Origin of the sequence: Thalassospira sp. (genome assembly GCF_040218635.1) — a bacterium.
Lineage (GTDB): Bacteria > Pseudomonadota > Alphaproteobacteria > Rhodospirillales > Thalassospiraceae > Thalassospira.
Genome location: NZ_JAVJRB010000004.1, coordinates 148,868 through 164,121, shown reverse-complemented (window position 1 = coordinate 164,121; position 15,254 = coordinate 148,868). Strand labels below are relative to the sequence as shown.

The window sequence follows — 15,254 nt, the reverse complement described above, 5'->3', positions numbered from 1 at the left end:
GATCGGGCAGATTACCCATCAACGGAACGCGGGAAACATCGCGTCCATTCATGAGCACAGCACACTTGATCAAAGCAAGGGACACAAGATTATGAGCACTTCCAAAGGTAGTAAAATCGCAATGGCCGTTGCTGGCCTTATTCTGATCGCCGGTACCGCGACCGCGATCGCCATGACTCAAAAAGACGACGGCGCGACGCTTCCATTGTTTGGTACTGAAGACAGCAGCAATGCGACCGGTGCTGTTCAAATCCCGAAAATTCCGGCCCCTGATGCCGAAGTCGGTGAAGCACCGGTGCCGTCTGACCCGATGACAAATAGCCAGAACGAAGCCAAACCACAGGCACAAGAAGATGGCAGCACAGTTCCGGGCATGGACAAGTTGTTTAACAACGATGGCGCCGCCAAGGAAGATCCTCTTAACGAACCGGCCCAGAAGACAGAATAATTGATCTGTCCAGTCCTCTAAGCCCGGTTTGATTTGGTTGCCTGAGCAGCCTGTAGAAGATGTCTTCAACGCAATCTTGCGTTTACGGTAAAACAAAACTGGCCCTGCGACATATGTGCGCAGGGCCTTTTTTTGTGCAGGCAGATTAAGGGCGGCAGCGGTCTGGATCTGGGTTCCATATGCCATTGCCGCAGGTGCCATTATTTTTTTGCCGTCCGTTCGAACACCGCAACAAAGAAACCGTCGGTGCCATGAACGTTTGGCGAAAGGCGCAGCCACGGCTTGTCTTTCCCACCCGGAACCGGAACGGATTTCGGTGCGTCCGGCCAGATATCACTGATCGGAACCGGTTTGAAATCCTTGCGATCACGCATAAAGGTTTCAATCAGACGTTCGTTTTCTTCGGGCATGATCGAACAGGTTGCATAAATCAAACGCCCGCCGCGCGTTACGCGCGCAGCACCGGCTTTGAGGATTTTGCTTTGTTCTGCCATCATCGCACGGACATCGCGTTGACCAATACGCCAGCGCAAAGCCGGATTACGGCGCAACGTTCCCAGTCCCGAACATGGAACATCAAGCAAAACACGGTCAAAGAAACCCGACTTGCTGCGCAACCATGTATCGCGCTCATCGGAAATGATGCGCTGTTGAATGCAATCACCAGCCCCGGCACGACGCGCACGTTTGCGCGCATTGTCCAGACGGGCACCATGGGTATCACAGGCAAGAATACGACCCTTGCCGCGCATGTCCGCCGCAATACCAAGCGTTTTGCCACCGCCACCCGCACACATATCAAGAACGGTCATACCCGGCTTGGCATCGACGATATTGACGCAAATCTGGGATGCTTCGTCCTGAATTTCGATCAGGCCATCTTTATAGGCGGCCGTCACCAGCATGTTGACACCCAGCGGCAACCGAAGACCATGCGGGGCATAAGGCGTTCTTTCGATCACTTTGACGCCGTCCGCATTGAGCGATTTGATGGCATCATCAACGGTGCCTTGCAGGCGGTTCACACGCAGATCAAGCTTGGCTGGCTTATTGTAAGCCGCCATTTCGTCAGCAAGATTTTCGTGATGAAGCTTCATCAGTTCCGCATACAGCCATTTTGGTAGTTCGGTTTTAACCGCACCTGGCTGCGCATCATGGTCCAGTTTTTGGCCAGACAATTTGTTGATCAGATGCTTTTCATTGGGGTGAAGCGGGTCCGGGCAGAATTGTTCGCCACAAAAACGGTCTTCAAGGTCGACCATTTTCAAACTGTCATGCAACACCAGATCAGCGATCATGCGTGCACGACCGTCCTGAAACTCATACCCGCATTCGGCCAACCACCAACCCAGACGGGCCTGATGACGGATCAGGTTATAGAAACGTTCGCTGATTTCACGGCGATCGCCACCACCGATATAACGGCGTGATCCGAAATAGGCTGATACAACGCGGTCTGCGTCGTCTCGGGTATGGGTCCAGCCGTCATAGAGTTCAATAACGGCGGCGATACGTGCACCGGGTTTCAAAGCGAAAATCCAACCTGTCTGTGGGTAATGCTGCTGCTTCGGATATGGGAAGTGCCAGCACACCTTGCGATAAATACGATAAAAAAGACGATGACGGCAGGAAAGCCTGCCGTCATCTTATAAATTCTGTGCCGCTCATATCATGGCTTTATCGGTTCGCCAACCGCATGAAATGCAGAGCAGACCAGCCAATCAAGAAGCAAAGCAGCGCAGCCTAGCTGCCCGGACGGTAGTTCGGGGCTTCGCGCGTGATCGTCACATCATGGGTGTGGCTTTCACGAAGGCCCGCATTGGTGATGCGAACAAACTCTGCACGTTCGCGGAAATCAGCCAAGGTTGCGGCACCGGTATAGCCCATGGATGCTTTCAAACCACCCACCAACTGATGGATAATCTGACCAGCCGGGCCTTTGTACGGGACGCGACCTTCGATACCTTCGGGGACCAGTTTCAGGTTGTCCTGAACGTCCTGCTGGAAGTAACGATCCGCCGAACCACGTGCCATTGCACCAACTGATCCCATGCCACGATAGGATTTATACGAACGGCCCTGATAAAGAATAACTTCGCCCGGTGCTTCGTCCGTACCGGCCAAAAGCGACCCCACCATGCAAGTACTTGCACCTGCTGCCATTGCCTTGGCGATATCACCGGAAAACTTGATCCCGCCATCAGCGATGATTGGAATATCAAGTGTCTGCGCCATTTCGGCACATTCAAGAATGGCGGTTAGCTGTGGCACACCAACCCCGGCAACGATACGGGTCGTACAGATCGACCCCGGACCGATACCAACTTTGACCGCATCGGCACCGGCTTCGGCCAAGGCCTTGACCGCCGCAGCGGTTGCAACGTTACCGGCAATGATCTGGGTATCGCCGACTTGTGCCTTAATCTGCTCAACAGCCTTGATCACGCCTGCTGAATGGCCATGGGCGGTATCAATAACGAGAACGTCAACCCCGGCTTCAACAAGGGCAGCAGCCCGTTCAAAGCCCGCTTCACCAACACCGGTTGCCGCTGCAACACGCAGACGACCGCTATCGTCTTTACAGGCATTTGGATGAAGCTTGGCTTTTTCGATGTCCTTGACCGTGATCAGGCCGGTACAACGATAGGCTTCATCAACCACCAGAAGCTTTTCAATGCGATGTTGGTGCAGAAGCTTCTTGGCTTCTTCAGTGTTCACATTCTCGGTCACCGTCACCAGACCTTCGTGGGTCATCAGTTCGGAAACCGGCTGTGCGCGGTTGGATGCAAAACGAACGTCACGGTTGGTCAGAATGCCGACCAGCTTGTTCGAAGACCGTTCAACAACCGGAATACCGGAAATGTGGTTAACATCCATCAGGTCGAGCGCATCTGCCAGCGTCTGATCGGGATGAATGGTGATTGGGTTGACCACCATGCCCGATTCGAACTTCTTCACGCGGCGCACGGCTTCGGCCTGCTGGGCGATATCGAGGTTCTTGTGAATGACCCCCATGCCGCCATGTTGTGCCATGACAATCGCCATTGCACTTTCGGTCACGGTATCCATAGCCGAGGAAAGCAGCGGGATTCTGAGGTCAATCTTCTTGGTAATGCGGGTATTGGTCTGCACCTGAGCAGGCAACACATCTGATGCTGCGGGTTTGATCAGTACGTCGTCAAACGTCAGGGCTTCGGCTATGCGGGTCATCTGGCCACCTCGTTAATCTGAGTTGGCGCGGAACTTATACACGTTACGGCCTAAATGCCAAGTTTTCTGCACCCATATCAGCCTTGTGATTTTATTGCTGCAATCTTTTCCCCATTCCGTTAGAAACTGGTCGATGGGGCTGCTGTCAGGCAGGCCCCTTTTTTGTTTCCCGGTTCCCGATGCACAAACACACTTATAGGCCGCAGTTCAACCGTAAGAACATGCGAGCGTTTGGTGCGATGATATATTAAAGGGTGAAGACGAACTCGTCGTAATCCATCCCGGCATCGGACAGCAATTTCCCAACCATCGCCGCCCCGCGCGCCATACCGTCCTTGCGATTGCGTTCTTTGTTTTCTTCTTCGCAAAGAGCGGCATAAAGCGGGATAACCTTTGCCAAAGCATCCCGGCGCGGCACACGGCGATTGGAATGGTAACTGATGATCTTGCCATTCGGGCCAAAGGTCGGCGTGACATTGGCCAAGACCCAATAATGATCGCCATTTGCCGAGCGATTAATGACATATGCGAAAATCTCGCGCCCGGCTTCGATCGTCTGCCACAGCAATGAGAAGACGCATCTGGGCATATCGGGGTGGCGGATAATGCTATGGGGTTGGCCAAGAATATCACGTTCCCGGTAGCCTGCTATGTGCAGGAACGTATCATTGGCATATGTGATCCGGCCTTTTAGGTCGGTTTTCGAAACGATGATTTCGTGTTCATCGAAATGACGTTCGACGCCCGTCAGGAAAAGCTGTTCCTGCTTCATCAAAGATACCCCACCCACAACGACCGTATTTCGCGGTCAGGCTGTCACACCATGCAAAGTTGCAAATTTATTTTGCAACTATAGCCTGGCGCGTCGGAACGGGGGTTTGATGTAGCGCAAAAGGAAGACGAATTTTCGCCATCCTTTCCACATTTGAAAACTTCCTACAGTCCCGATCTATTCGACCGGTGACCAGTTATCGTCTTCATGCAGTTCGGCATTGCTGATATCAGCTTCGGCATTGTTTTGCCCACGGAACCCGGTCGCGATCAAATAGGCTTCCGGGCTTTCGGGACGCGATGCCGGTGGTTTGGCATGCTTGGAAACGCGGAAATTCTTTTTAACCCGGTTCAGAAGATCGTTTTCCGTCCCGCCCTTAAACACCTTCGCGATGAAAATACCCCCCGGTGCCAGAACCTCTTCGGCAAACAGAAGGGCATGTTCGACCAGATCAATAATACGGATATGATCGGTCTGACGGTGACCGGTGGTTTCCGGGGACATATCGGAAATCACGGCATCAACCGGGCCCTGCAGGGCATGTTTGATCATTTCCGGTGCGGCGGGATCAAGGAAATCGGCCTGTAAACAGGTCGCCCCTGAAATCCCTTCCCATTCAAGGATATCAAGACCAACGACCTGACCATTGCCATGCTTGGAGCCAACCATATCAACGGCAATCTGCGTCCAGCCACCCGGTGCCGCCCCAAGGTCAACAATGCGCATACCCGGACGCAGCAGATCAAACTGGTTGTTGATTTCAATCAGTTTGAACGCTGCACGTGACCGGTAGCCAAGGCGCTTGGCTTCCTGGACATAGGGATCGTTCAGTTGCCGATCAAGCCAGCGCGTCGACGAGATCTTGCGCCCCTTGGCACTTTTGACACGCGTACGCAGGCCACGCCGTGCACCGGTATCAATGGCTGCAATGGCCGAACCTTTGCGGCGACGTGTACCGCCTTTTCCGCTGCCTTTATCGCTCATGATCGTTCCTGAACTGAATTCTGTGTTGGCCACTACCCTGTCGGGACGTTTACGTCTAACCGGTCAGGATGAGGCTGGAATATGCGACACTGTATGACGGCGCGCGTCGCATGGGTCAATAGCATGACCGTCTGCACGCATCAAATCGACCAAAATACCCTCGCGCAGGCCCCGATCGGCGACTTTTAACGTCGCCAAAGGCCAAATATCGCGAATCGCGGCAAAGATCGCCGCCCCGGCATCCATCAATTCGGCGCGCTGATTACCGATGCATGGATGCCCTTTGCGTTTATCTGATTCCATGCGCAGCAAAAGTTCTGTCACACGTTCGGCATCATCAAAGCGAAGATCAGATCCATCAACCTTATGGCGTTCATACCGCTCAAGCCCAAGGGCGATCCCGCAGAAGGTCGTTACTGTTCCCGACGTTCCAACCATCTGTACCTTGTCATCATCAAGCATGTCTGTGCAGCAATTGCGCTTGGCAAATTCTTCAAGACGCTGACGGATTTCGGTGCGCATGGCCTCAAACCGTTCGCGGCGCTCCTCAACCGATGCATACCGTTCGGTCAGGCACAAAACACCGCACGGCATGGATAAGGTTTCAATGCATTGGGTCTTGCCCGTCTGATCAACCTTGATCCAGCAAATTTCCGTACTACCACCGCCAATATCAAACACCACCGCATAAGGGCGATCATCAAGAAGCGCCGAACAGGCCTGAAGGGCCAAACGGCTTTCTTCGTCGGGGTTGATGATATCAAGCGCTATGCCGGTTTCATCCAGAACCCGTTTTAGGAACTCATCGCGGTTATTGGCCGTGCGCAGCGCCTCGGTCGCAACGGCGCGAAGCCGTGCACCGGGATGACGGCGGAGTTTTTTGGAGCAAACCCGAAGCGCATCAATCGCACGTTCCATCGCAGCTTCGCACAGATACCCCTTTTCGCGGACACCTTCGCCAAGACGCACAACCCGCGAAAACGCATCAATGACCTTGAACCCGTCATTGCAGGGACGCGCGACCAAAAGCCGGCAATTTGAACTGCCAAGATCGATCGCGGCATACAGCGGGGCTGTGATGCAATCGACAATCCGTGATGCTTTATTGCCGCCTTCGGGGATGTGAACGGCGGTACCAGGCTTGGGCATGCCGGGTTTGTCAGGTGCATCAAGCACGGCGTGCTCGCCCATTGCAGCGCCGCTAGCCGGGCGTTCTGCCCTGTGCGAGTTGCTATGGGGAGATACGTGTTTCACCTTATCAAAACCTGACTTCAAATGTCGTTGCACCAAACTTGTCGCTGACGATCACGACAATTATATGACGATCTCGCGAATCAGCTATATGAGTGTAACGACAATCGAGAACAAGGCAATTCCCGTATGCAGGAATCGCATGGTTGGCGTGATTGGAATAAAAAAGTGTTGCCAAAACCGGGCGGGTTTTATACATAGCGCCCCACGCCACGACGCATCACGTGTCGGGCGGGCCTAAGTTTTGTTGGGGAATAGGTTAACGGTAGACCTACGGACTCTGACTCCGTCAGTCCTGGTTCGAATCCAGGTTCCCCAGCCATCCGTCTTCACTAATTTTGCCATTGGCAAAATTTAGCTTCGACGAGACTATGTCGAGACGAAGCGTGTGAAACGGAATGCCTCGCCATAGTGAAGCGAAGCGCAACGAAGGCGGGCGCTATGTATTATGTGTACATTCTCCAAAGTCTGAATACTCCAGAACACTTTTATGTTGGCATAACCGGCGATCTGAACAAACGGTTGGCGCAGCACAATGATGGAATGTCTGTTCACACGAACAAGTTCAAGCCATGGAAAATCCGAACAGGCATCAGGTTTGACGATTCATCCAAAGCCGAAGAGTTCGAAAAATACTTGAAATCGTCCTCCGGGCGAGCTTTTGCCAAGAAGCATTTTTAACATTCCACACTTCATTTAAGACGAACAATCATTCAGTTTCAGCCTGCTCAACAGCCGCCTTGACAATCAAATTCCAATCCATTACGACACACCTCCACAGCGTCCAGTGCTTGTGTTGAACACTCTTGTTCACCCTACTGGGGAATAGGTTAATGGTAGACCCGCGGACTCTGACTCCGCTAGTCCTGGTTCGAGTCCAGGTTCCCCAGCCATCCGTCTTCACTAATTTTGCCAAAGGCAAAATTTAGCTTCGACGAGACTGTCTCGAGACGAAACGTGTGAAACGGAATGCCTCGCCATAGCGTAGCGAAGGCGGGTGTTATTTATTACGTGCACATTCTCCAAAGCTGAACACTCCACAACACTTTATATGCTGGCATCGCAAGCGATCTGAACAAACGTTTGGCGCAGCACTATGATGGACTGTCTGTTCACACGAACAAGTTCAAAGGAGACACGACATGGATCAAGTTACCGGCGGCTGCCTGTGTGGCAAAGTAAGGCTTATCGCAAAAGGCACGCCCTATCGGGTCGGGATTTGTCATTGCCTTAATTGCCGCAAGCATCATGGTGCGCTTTTCCATGCCTCGGCCATCTTCCCACAAACCTCTGTCACGGTCAGCGGCGTAACCGGCAACTATGACGGACGGCATTTCTGTACCAAGTGCGGGTCGTCGGTTTATTCGCAAAGCGACGATGAGATTGAAGTCAATCTGGGCACACTGGATGAACCCAGTCAGTTCAAGCCGACCTATGAATTATTTACGGATCGCCGCGAAAACTGGCTGCCTGCCTTTCCGATCCGCAAACTTTATGAACGTGATCGCGAAGGTACTGAACGCACCGAAGACTGAAATCACGGACTGATCAGCACAGCCCCTGCACCGATTTCAAGTTCAGTCGCCTAGATGACATGGCGGTGATGTCTGGTCTGCTTTCTCGGCTTCGGATGCTGTGCACTCGGACATATAGCGCACCCCCTGTTCGGTAATCACGACATCGACCGGAACGTCATATTGATGCGGCAGGATGTCATCAAGGCGTGTGGCTTCAAAGCCAATACCGACCACCAGCGGTTTGCGTTTTAGCGCGGCCAATGTGCGATCAAAGAACCCGCCGCCATAGCCAAGCCGATACCCGGCCGGGTCAAACCCGACCAGCGGGGCGAGCAATACATGGACCTGGACTTTTTCTGTATCACGCGGTTCGGGAATGCGGGCAAAACCCGGTGCCATTTCCGTATCCGTCGTCCAATTGTGGAAAACCATCGGCTGATCTTTGCCCGGCACAACGGGTAAAGCGGCCCTGCCCCCTGCTTCCAGATGATTTTCCATCACCGGACGCAAATCGACTTCATTCTGGATCGGCCAATAGAACCCGACAGTTGCCGCAGCCCGGTCTTTCAAGAAAGCCGCAAAATGCATCCGGATTTGATCGGAAAGATGTTCGTGCGTTGCGGCATCCAAGGCCGCACGCCACCCAAGCAATGCCCGCCTTACGGCATGGCGCCATTCTGATTGGCAATTGGCATCTTTGGTTATGGGTGCAGACGGCAGGTCAAGGCGCATGGAAAGGAATACAGTGCGTTGATGTTCATGTTGGCACAGCCTACAACAAAACATCACAAACGCATAACGCGCCGGAAACCCGGCGCGTTAACGGTTGTCAGCAAAAGCTGCAATCCAAAATTAATTACCCGATGGAGAGTTCTTCTGCCGACATGCGGCCGTTACGACCTTCAATCAGCTCGAATTGAACCTTCTGACCCTCATCAAGTCCCTGCAGACCAGCACGCTGAACAGCGGTGATATGCACGAATGCATCTTTGCCGCCTTCGTCAGGGGTGATGAAGCCATAACCCTTGGTCGCATTGAACCACTTAACCGTTCCGGTAGCCATATCCGTAGTCGTCCTTAGTTTAGTAAGCGCATTTCCCTTTTGAGGAACTGCTAGATAATCGTCCCTACAATACACCCGAAAAGAGCATGATTTCTATCAACCAGAAAGCAACCATGCCCCCGCAAGATGTACTGCACCGTTTCAATAATTACCGAATTTTGGCCTTAGTGCAATGGATTCATGTATGAAGTTCTTTTTTCGCTACCAACCATTCATAACCGTGTAACGGCTTTCATCTGGTTGCGATTGTCGCAAGTTCGACACCCCCATAGATGAATCGAAGCCACCGACGAATTCACGCAAGGGTTCTGTATCCCGACAAATAAGAGACAAGTTGGCGATAATCACAGGCGGAAGATCGGCCTGAACAATTTCGGCTCTGCCATACATTCGAATGTTTGTGGCATCCCCTACGATGACATCAAGACGGCCCGCGACCAGCAATTCGACCGCCTGATCCAGACTCCTAAGATCATGCCAATGAATTTCAGAGCTTATGGGAACATGCGGCCTTGGCAAATTGGCAAGGATCCCGACATTCACAACCGGCAAAGATCGAAGATCAACACCCTCGCGGCGAAATAACCTTAATTCAAAACGGATCTTGCTTTGCGTTGCGATGCTATTTTCAAAATCCGCCTGGTCTGATCCCATCACGCAATCGATTTCGCCACTTTCCAAGATTTCTTGAAATCGATTGTAAGGAAGTGATTCAAATATCACAGGACGATTTTGTGCCCGAAGTCGGGTCACAAACTTTCGCTGATCCGGTAACGCATGCGCAAGCCAGTTTGCATCAAACCCGATATTGCTTGCGATCCGAACGGGGCCTTCTGCATGTGCGGAAACAGGAAAGCAAAGCAGGCCAAACAACACAACCAGATACTGGCATAGGAAGCCTGAAGAACACTTGCCCTGATGTTTCAATTCGCGCTTCCTGTGTAGCTGTAAAACAGCATTCTGAACTCTTTTCAAGAGATGTCGTCGTAAGAACCGTGCCTTGAATATACGTGCAATAACAAGCTTTGGCTCACCGGCGACTGCCAGAGGTTACGTCAACGCACTAGGTTGGACGAGACCAGTACCGTCCCATCAGGAAACATTGTTCCTTTTTCCCAGTCTGCCTTCAAAGATACGGCTGTCGCTATTGTCATATTCATGGCGCAAACGCGCATCGAAGGCGGCAAGGAATGTACGGGCAGACGGGGTGTCATGACATTGCAAAGTCAGGTCAACTGCATGAACCGGCGGAAATGGCATTTCTTCGATCACGGGATCACCATCAAAAAAACCGTTATGAGCAATCAGCACATCTATTCGGCCGATCTTGATCAAATCAGTTCCCTGTTGGATCGTCCTTAAACCATACCATTCAACCGGCTGAACAATTGGCAAATCAAATCGGGGCAAGGTGGCAAGATATCCAACTGTGATTGTGTCCCGCTTTAGAAGACTTTCGCCACGCCGTCCAAACATCACCATCTCGAAGCGGATCTCATGGTCGGAAAAGACCTTTCCCTCTCTTGGGAAATACGTCGGGCCAACAATACAATCAAGATCGCCGCTTTCGTACAGACTAACCAGGCGGTCATACGGCACCCCATCATTCCACTCAATATTCGGCGCCGATATTAATGCGTCGTAAAATATGAACTGGGAATCGGTAAGGCGGCTTTGCCATTCCGGTGTCGCCAAAGCAACATTCCCGACTTTTATGGGCACAGAAACGCCTGACGACACCGATACACCTGTGGCATTGGCATCACTTAAAACAATCCCCGCGAGCCCTTTGACGCCAAAAACCAGCAACGCCCCAATCAATAATGATCGCAAAAACACCATATCCATGATCCTGACGGCAAACTTGGTGATTATGGGCATGTGGCGCGGGGCACGTTTCACTTCAAGAAGCTGTTGTGCTCAATCACTTGATTGCCCACATGAAAGGAATGTCTGATTTTGTCATTTTTCAACAGACGGTTTCACGTGACAATCACCCATGGTTCGAACGATGATAGGCAAAGGTTTATAAAACGCGTACATATAAATGGCAGGCGCGTCTTCCAACAGCATCAGTCATAAGATGCGATAAACACGAAACGGGACACTGATTACCTGAATGGGAAAGACTTTCGGATCGGAAATTAGGCAGTGACAGCGACAACCAAGATCGCAAACCCACGTGACATTGCACATAACGTCATGATGCTTATTGATGAGCTCAACTTGCAGCCCACGCCGCAGGTTTATCACGTGTTTTATAGCTATCTTACAAATGAAGTCCCGGAACTAAGCCAGCTTATTAAAGTGCTCATCCGCAACACCCAGGAACTTGACGAGGAAACCGTTTTTCGGATTTACCACAAGTATCTGGGAACGCACGCATTGCAGCAGCACATTAATCAGGGCGTAGAAGGCCTCCAGGCCGCCGTCGAGCGTGTAGAAGAAGCCGTTCATACGGTCATGCGCGACACAGAACAGTTTTGTAACGAGTTGGATACCGCATCCCATCGGCTGCTTGCTGAAGACATCACTGTCGAGGATGCCCGCACTGTCAGCCGCAGCCTTTCTGACACAACAAGCAAGGCGCGCGGGTGTTTTGGCTCCTTCAATGGCAATATTGAAGAATACCACAATGAAGTCCGCCGTGTTCGCACCGAGCTTGAGATGGTGCGCCGTGATGCCATGACCGATACGCTCACGGGAATTGCCAACCGCAAGAACTTTGACACGTCCTTGCGTGATGCGGTGACAACAACCATGGAATCCGGGGCACCATTGTCCTTGCTGATGATCGATATCGATCACTTCAAAGACTTTAACGACAATTTCGGACACCGTGCCGGAGATGGCGTTCTCAAGGCGGTCGCACGCGTCTTGGTACGCTCGACCAAAGGTGCCGATACGGTTGCCCGATATGGCGGCGAGGAATTCGCAGTCATATTGCCAGACACATCCAAGGAAAACGCCGCAAAACTGGCGAACAAGTTACGGGATAATGTGTCAAACCAACGCATTATAAATAAAAAAACTGGCAAGGATTTCGGTAAGTTAACCGTTTCTATTGGCTTGACGTCCTACCAGCTAGGGGAGAATATACTTGAGTTTGTTGACCGTGCTGACAATGCGCTCTATCAGGCAAAACAGGAAGGAAGAAATACCTGTATTTTGCACTGATCTGCAAACGCGCAAAACGGCGACAATCAAGTCAACAAGCGCCTAAATCTCTGACAAAAGAGATCGCTACAACAATAGTTACAATTAGAAAAAGACATCGAGCTAACACAGGTGTCCTGACGGGCCATAATCTACAGGTTTGAACCTCTTACAATCACACCTGGGATGTACAACATAATAAGTACAAAGGCTTTGCAGGGCGGAGCAACCATATGAAGACACCCAAAACCGAACGCAAGATCGAGCTTGAACACAAGATTTTCAAAACGTTCGAAGAATGTCATTTTCAGAAGTCTGATATTTCAGACGAAGCTCTTTTTGTCCTTAAAATGGCAGAAGGTTCTGTTGTGTCTTTGCCACTTCTCGCCATTTGTCGCGAATTCGACATTGATCCTGAATCCAAGGATGGCGACCTTATCAGCCTGATCGACAAGTCACTTAACTTCATCAATATCCTGCGTCCCGGGGATAATCTTCCGCTTGAAATCCTGACCGGTGAAGCATCATGGGAAGTCGATGAAGCCCATCAGGCGATTGCCTATAACCGTATAACCATGCAGTTGGTGACCTGGATGTCTGGGAGTGAAGAACTCATCACCGACCCGGACGAACTGATGCAGATCGCCGAAGACCCGAACACCAAGAAAAAGATCAACCAAGCCTTTGACGAGGTGGCCGAAAAACTTGGTATCGGCAAAGGAAACCGCGAGGAAGTCGTCAGTCTTGTTCATCAGGTTGCGGATGAACTGTCCTATATTGAGACGCTTCGCGTGCGGTATCGCAAAATCTTGATGGTTGACCGTAAACTGCAGGAACTGCGCCGGATTTACGCCCATGAAAAGGGCATTCTTGAAACCGTCACGCAATCCATCCGACTGCTTGATGACGCCAAGAAAAAATTCGAGACAACCTTTGAAGAAGTTGACGCCAATACAGGCGAGATCATGTCTGTTTTGCGTAACTTCACATCACAGCGCCAATATATTCGCGCCAAACGTGATGACCTGTATAAGCGCCTGCGTGCTTGGCAACCGCTGATCATTCAGTGGGAAGAACTTGAACTTGAACGCGGCCCGCTTGCCGTGCGGCTGGTCAAGGACACTTATCAGTTCCTTGCCCCACGGTTTATGAAGGTCAAGCAATGGCTGCTGATGACCAAGATGCAAGATGGCATTGCATCGGGTCAGAACTTCAAGAATGAAGATGATCGTATGGGTGCGCTCAAAGGCAAAATGATGCAGTGGTAAAATACTGACCTGCCCTCCAAAATAACAAAGGCGCGGAACATAAACCGCGCCTTTTGTATATTTTGCTTGCCGATAGACCCGTTATCAATCGATCCCTAGTCCGGGCGCAGGGTAATTTTCAATGCAACATGTCCGTCAATCACGGTAATTGATTTTGCAGCATGTGCGGGAACAGGCACCCTTCGGTCAATACAATAAGCAATCATCGCAGCCGCCAATTGCGCACCGGATGTTGGAACAACCGTCCTTTCCCCTGCGTCAGAGGTAATCACCATCCGTGCGACGACTTCCGGGGTTCGCTCGATTTCAAAACTGCTGATTTGGCCAGGCGGCATCGCCTTGCCGGTACGCTGCCCATGGGCAATAAGCGCCTTGATCAGTTCGCCATCTTCAAAAACAATGCAGCGCAGTTCACGCATCACTGATCATCCTGCAATAATTATTTTATGACATATAGTTACGACGGACCGACAAAACAAACATTAACACACCAAAAAATAACAACTTATTGGCGCTTCAACGCTGGAAACGAGAACTGAACAATAGACGATTAGCTGGTCGCCAACCACACACCAACGCCGATCATCAACGTACCGGCAACCCGGTTCAAGACGCGGACATTGCCGCTTTTTTCAAGGAACTTGCGCAAAGACCGACCGCCCGTCGCATAGAGCGTCATACAAATCAGTTCCGTGACCAGAATGATCGCAACCAGAACGGAAAGCTGCGGCGCAATTGCATGTTCCAGACTGATGAATGGCGGCAAAAGCGAAACCATGAAAGCCCAGCCCTTCGGGTTGGAAATGGCAGTTACAAAACCCTGCGTCATCAATCCGAACGCGGTTGCCGTCTTGGCCCCTTCCACTTCGGATGAAATTGCCATCCGCCCGCGTGAACGCCAAAGCTGAATGCCAAGCCATGCCAGATAGGCACCACCGACATATTTAAAAACGGCAAATACGTCAGGGTACTGCAACATCACAGCAGCAACACCAAGCGCCGATGCCACAACCACAATCCCGACACCGACAAGTTCGCCCACCATCATCCAAAGTGTGCGTTTAAGACCAATTGTCATGCCAAGGGTCAGTGCCAATGTCATGCACATGCCCGGCGTGATCGAGACGAAAAAGGCCGTCGGGATGAAAGCCCCGATCAATGATAAACTGATCATGGAATATTCCTGTGACTTCGGGTGGCGCGCATTCCTGACGGTCATATATGGGGCATGACTTTTGTCGGGGGAAAATCACTACCCGATAACCTAATTTCCGACCAGCATCTTTTTCGGGTCAGGGCCGATTAAATTGGCTGGAATACAGACCTGTTTACGCCAATCACGTCCACGCCCCAAATCCGGAAAATACGTTGAAAATCGTGAGATACCCGGACATCGGCAAAGCCCCTCGCTAAATTCCACCCAAAAAACACACTCAAAAGTACAAAAATTACTTGACCTCGGCGGGCGGTCCAACGAAATTGGGGACGTCGCCAGCTATGACTGGCATGTGAAGCCAATTGATGAAGACCGATGACCGCAGACATTTGCAACATTGATGCATATGCCGATTGCACTGAAGCAAAA

General features: G+C 51.4%; 17 protein-coding genes and 2 tRNA genes. 8 read left to right on the top strand and 11 right to left on the bottom strand.

What is annotated here, in order from left to right; translation table 11 throughout:
- Positions 1-91 precede the first annotated feature (91 nt).
- The gene (locus tag RIC05_RS02890; RefSeq protein ID WP_350046244.1) at positions 92-448 is read left to right on the top strand and encodes a hypothetical protein; all 357 of its coding nucleotides are present in this window, start codon (positions 92-94) and stop codon (positions 446-448) included.
- 200 nt (positions 449-648) lie between these two features.
- Here RIC05_RS02890 and RIC05_RS02885 read toward each other — a convergent pair whose 3' ends face one another.
- The 5 genes from RIC05_RS02885 to RIC05_RS02865 all read right to left on the bottom strand — a co-directional run bounded on the left by RIC05_RS02885 (position 649) and on the right by RIC05_RS02865 (position 6,668).
- Positions 649-1,977, bottom strand: a complete 1,329-nt coding sequence (locus tag RIC05_RS02885; protein ID WP_350046245.1) for an RsmB/NOP family class I SAM-dependent RNA methyltransferase — start codon at positions 1,975-1,977, stop codon at positions 649-651.
- A gap of 214 nt (positions 1,978-2,191) precedes the next feature.
- Positions 2,192-3,658 (bottom strand): IMP dehydrogenase, encoded by a 1,467-nt coding sequence (gene guaB, locus RIC05_RS02880; protein ID WP_350046246.1) that lies wholly within the window; start codon positions 3,656-3,658, stop codon positions 2,192-2,194.
- A 247-nt stretch (positions 3,659-3,905) separates the two neighbouring features.
- Positions 3,906-4,430, bottom strand: a complete 525-nt coding sequence (locus RIC05_RS02875; RefSeq protein ID WP_350046247.1) for a PAS domain-containing protein — start codon at positions 4,428-4,430, stop codon at positions 3,906-3,908.
- Between the two features lie 177 nt (positions 4,431-4,607).
- Positions 4,608-5,414, bottom strand: coding sequence for an RlmE family RNA methyltransferase (locus RIC05_RS02870; RefSeq protein WP_350044057.1), 807 nt, complete (start codon positions 5,412-5,414; stop codon positions 4,608-4,610).
- 63 nt (positions 5,415-5,477) lie between these two features.
- Complete coding sequence (locus RIC05_RS02865; RefSeq protein ID WP_350044056.1) at positions 5,478-6,668, bottom strand: Ppx/GppA phosphatase family protein; 1,191 nt, start codon at positions 6,666-6,668, stop codon at positions 5,478-5,480.
- 245 nt (positions 6,669-6,913) lie between these two features.
- On the opposite strand from RIC05_RS02865, the gene RIC05_RS02860 reads away from it, so the two are divergent.
- The 5 genes from RIC05_RS02860 (at position 6,914) to RIC05_RS02840 (ending at position 8,200) form a co-directional block, all read left to right on the top strand.
- A tRNA-Gln gene (locus RIC05_RS02860) sits at positions 6,914-6,987 on the top strand.
- A gap of 119 nt (positions 6,988-7,106) precedes the next feature.
- Complete coding sequence (locus RIC05_RS02855; protein WP_350046383.1) at positions 7,107-7,346, top strand: GIY-YIG nuclease family protein; 240 nt, start codon at positions 7,107-7,109, stop codon at positions 7,344-7,346.
- Positions 7,347-7,484: 138 nt separating this feature from the next.
- Positions 7,485-7,558 (top strand) — tRNA-Gln (locus RIC05_RS02850).
- A 190-nt stretch (positions 7,559-7,748) separates the two neighbouring features.
- Positions 7,749-7,847, top strand: a complete 99-nt coding sequence (locus RIC05_RS02845) for a hypothetical protein (RefSeq protein ID WP_350046248.1) — start codon at positions 7,749-7,751, stop codon at positions 7,845-7,847.
- Positions 7,808-8,200 carry a GFA family protein gene (locus RIC05_RS02840; RefSeq protein WP_350046249.1) on the top strand — a complete coding sequence of 131 codons (393 nt, stop codon included), beginning with the start codon at positions 7,808-7,810 and terminating at the stop codon, positions 8,198-8,200. Before RIC05_RS02845 ends, RIC05_RS02840 begins: the two co-directional genes overlap by 40 nt.
- A gap of 42 nt (positions 8,201-8,242) precedes the next feature.
- On the opposite strand, the gene RIC05_RS02835 is transcribed toward RIC05_RS02840, so the two are convergent.
- The 4 genes from RIC05_RS02835 to RIC05_RS02820 all read right to left on the bottom strand — a co-directional run bounded on the left by RIC05_RS02835 (position 8,243) and on the right by RIC05_RS02820 (position 10,940).
- Positions 8,243-8,914: a 5-formyltetrahydrofolate cyclo-ligase gene (locus RIC05_RS02835; RefSeq protein ID WP_350046250.1), complete on the bottom strand. Its 672-nt coding sequence runs from the start codon at positions 8,912-8,914 to the stop codon at positions 8,243-8,245.
- Positions 8,915-9,038: 124 nt separating this feature from the next.
- Positions 9,039-9,245, bottom strand: coding sequence for a cold-shock protein (locus RIC05_RS02830; RefSeq protein WP_350044051.1), 207 nt, complete (start codon positions 9,243-9,245; stop codon positions 9,039-9,041).
- 201 nt (positions 9,246-9,446) lie between these two features.
- Positions 9,447-9,899 carry a hypothetical protein gene (locus RIC05_RS02825; RefSeq protein WP_350046251.1) on the bottom strand — a complete coding sequence of 151 codons (453 nt, stop codon included), beginning with the start codon at positions 9,897-9,899 and terminating at the stop codon, positions 9,447-9,449.
- A 438-nt stretch (positions 9,900-10,337) separates the two neighbouring features.
- The gene (locus RIC05_RS02820) at positions 10,338-10,940 is read right to left on the bottom strand and encodes a hypothetical protein (protein ID WP_350046252.1); all 603 of its coding nucleotides are present in this window, start codon (positions 10,938-10,940) and stop codon (positions 10,338-10,340) included.
- A 456-nt stretch (positions 10,941-11,396) separates the two neighbouring features.
- On the opposite strand from RIC05_RS02820, the gene RIC05_RS02815 reads away from it, so the two are divergent.
- Both RIC05_RS02815 and RIC05_RS02810 read left to right on the top strand, forming a co-directional pair.
- Positions 11,397-12,422, top strand: a complete 1,026-nt coding sequence (locus RIC05_RS02815) for a GGDEF domain-containing protein (protein WP_350046253.1) — start codon at positions 11,397-11,399, stop codon at positions 12,420-12,422.
- A 212-nt stretch (positions 12,423-12,634) separates the two neighbouring features.
- Positions 12,635-13,669, top strand: a complete 1,035-nt coding sequence (locus tag RIC05_RS02810) for a hypothetical protein (RefSeq protein ID WP_350044047.1) — start codon at positions 12,635-12,637, stop codon at positions 13,667-13,669.
- A gap of 95 nt (positions 13,670-13,764) precedes the next feature.
- Here the strand turns inward: RIC05_RS02810 and RIC05_RS02805 are convergent, their stop codons facing one another.
- Both RIC05_RS02805 and RIC05_RS02800 read right to left on the bottom strand, forming a co-directional pair.
- Positions 13,765-14,088, bottom strand: a complete 324-nt coding sequence (locus tag RIC05_RS02805) for a hypothetical protein (protein WP_350046254.1) — start codon at positions 14,086-14,088, stop codon at positions 13,765-13,767.
- A 131-nt stretch (positions 14,089-14,219) separates the two neighbouring features.
- Positions 14,220-14,843, bottom strand: coding sequence for a LysE family translocator (locus RIC05_RS02800; RefSeq protein ID WP_350046255.1), 624 nt, complete (start codon positions 14,841-14,843; stop codon positions 14,220-14,222).
- Positions 14,844-15,254: the final 411 nt, after the last annotated feature.

Bases quoted from the DNA above. Each gene is read 5' to 3' on its own strand.
- RIC05_RS02890 (WP_350046244.1), top strand. From the start codon at position 92: ATGAGCACTTCCAAAGGTAGTAAAATCGCAATGGCCGTTGCTGGCCTT.
- guaB (WP_350046246.1), bottom strand. From the start codon at position 3,658: ATGACCCGCATAGCCGAAGCCCTGACGTTTGACGACGTACTGATCAAA.
- RIC05_RS02875 (WP_350046247.1), bottom strand. From the start codon at position 4,430: ATGAAGCAGGAACAGCTTTTCCTGACGGGCGTCGAACGTCATTTCGAT.
- RIC05_RS02870 (WP_350044057.1), bottom strand. From the start codon at position 5,414: ATGAGCGATAAAGGCAGCGGAAAAGGCGGTACACGTCGCCGCAAAGGT.
- RIC05_RS02855 (WP_350046383.1), top strand. From the start codon at position 7,107: ATGTATTATGTGTACATTCTCCAAAGTCTGAATACTCCAGAACACTTT.
- RIC05_RS02840 (WP_350046249.1), top strand. From the start codon at position 7,808: ATGGATCAAGTTACCGGCGGCTGCCTGTGTGGCAAAGTAAGGCTTATC.
- RIC05_RS02835 (WP_350046250.1), bottom strand. From the start codon at position 8,914: ATGCGCCTTGACCTGCCGTCTGCACCCATAACCAAAGATGCCAATTGC.
- RIC05_RS02830 (WP_350044051.1), bottom strand. From the start codon at position 9,245: ATGGCTACCGGAACGGTTAAGTGGTTCAATGCGACCAAGGGTTATGGC.
- RIC05_RS02825 (WP_350046251.1), bottom strand. From the start codon at position 9,899: ATGGGATCAGACCAGGCGGATTTTGAAAATAGCATCGCAACGCAAAGC.
- RIC05_RS02810 (WP_350044047.1), top strand. From the start codon at position 12,635: ATGAAGACACCCAAAACCGAACGCAAGATCGAGCTTGAACACAAGATT.
- RIC05_RS02805 (WP_350046254.1), bottom strand. From the start codon at position 14,088: ATGCGTGAACTGCGCTGCATTGTTTTTGAAGATGGCGAACTGATCAAG.
- RIC05_RS02800 (WP_350046255.1), bottom strand. From the start codon at position 14,843: ATGATCAGTTTATCATTGATCGGGGCTTTCATCCCGACGGCCTTTTTC.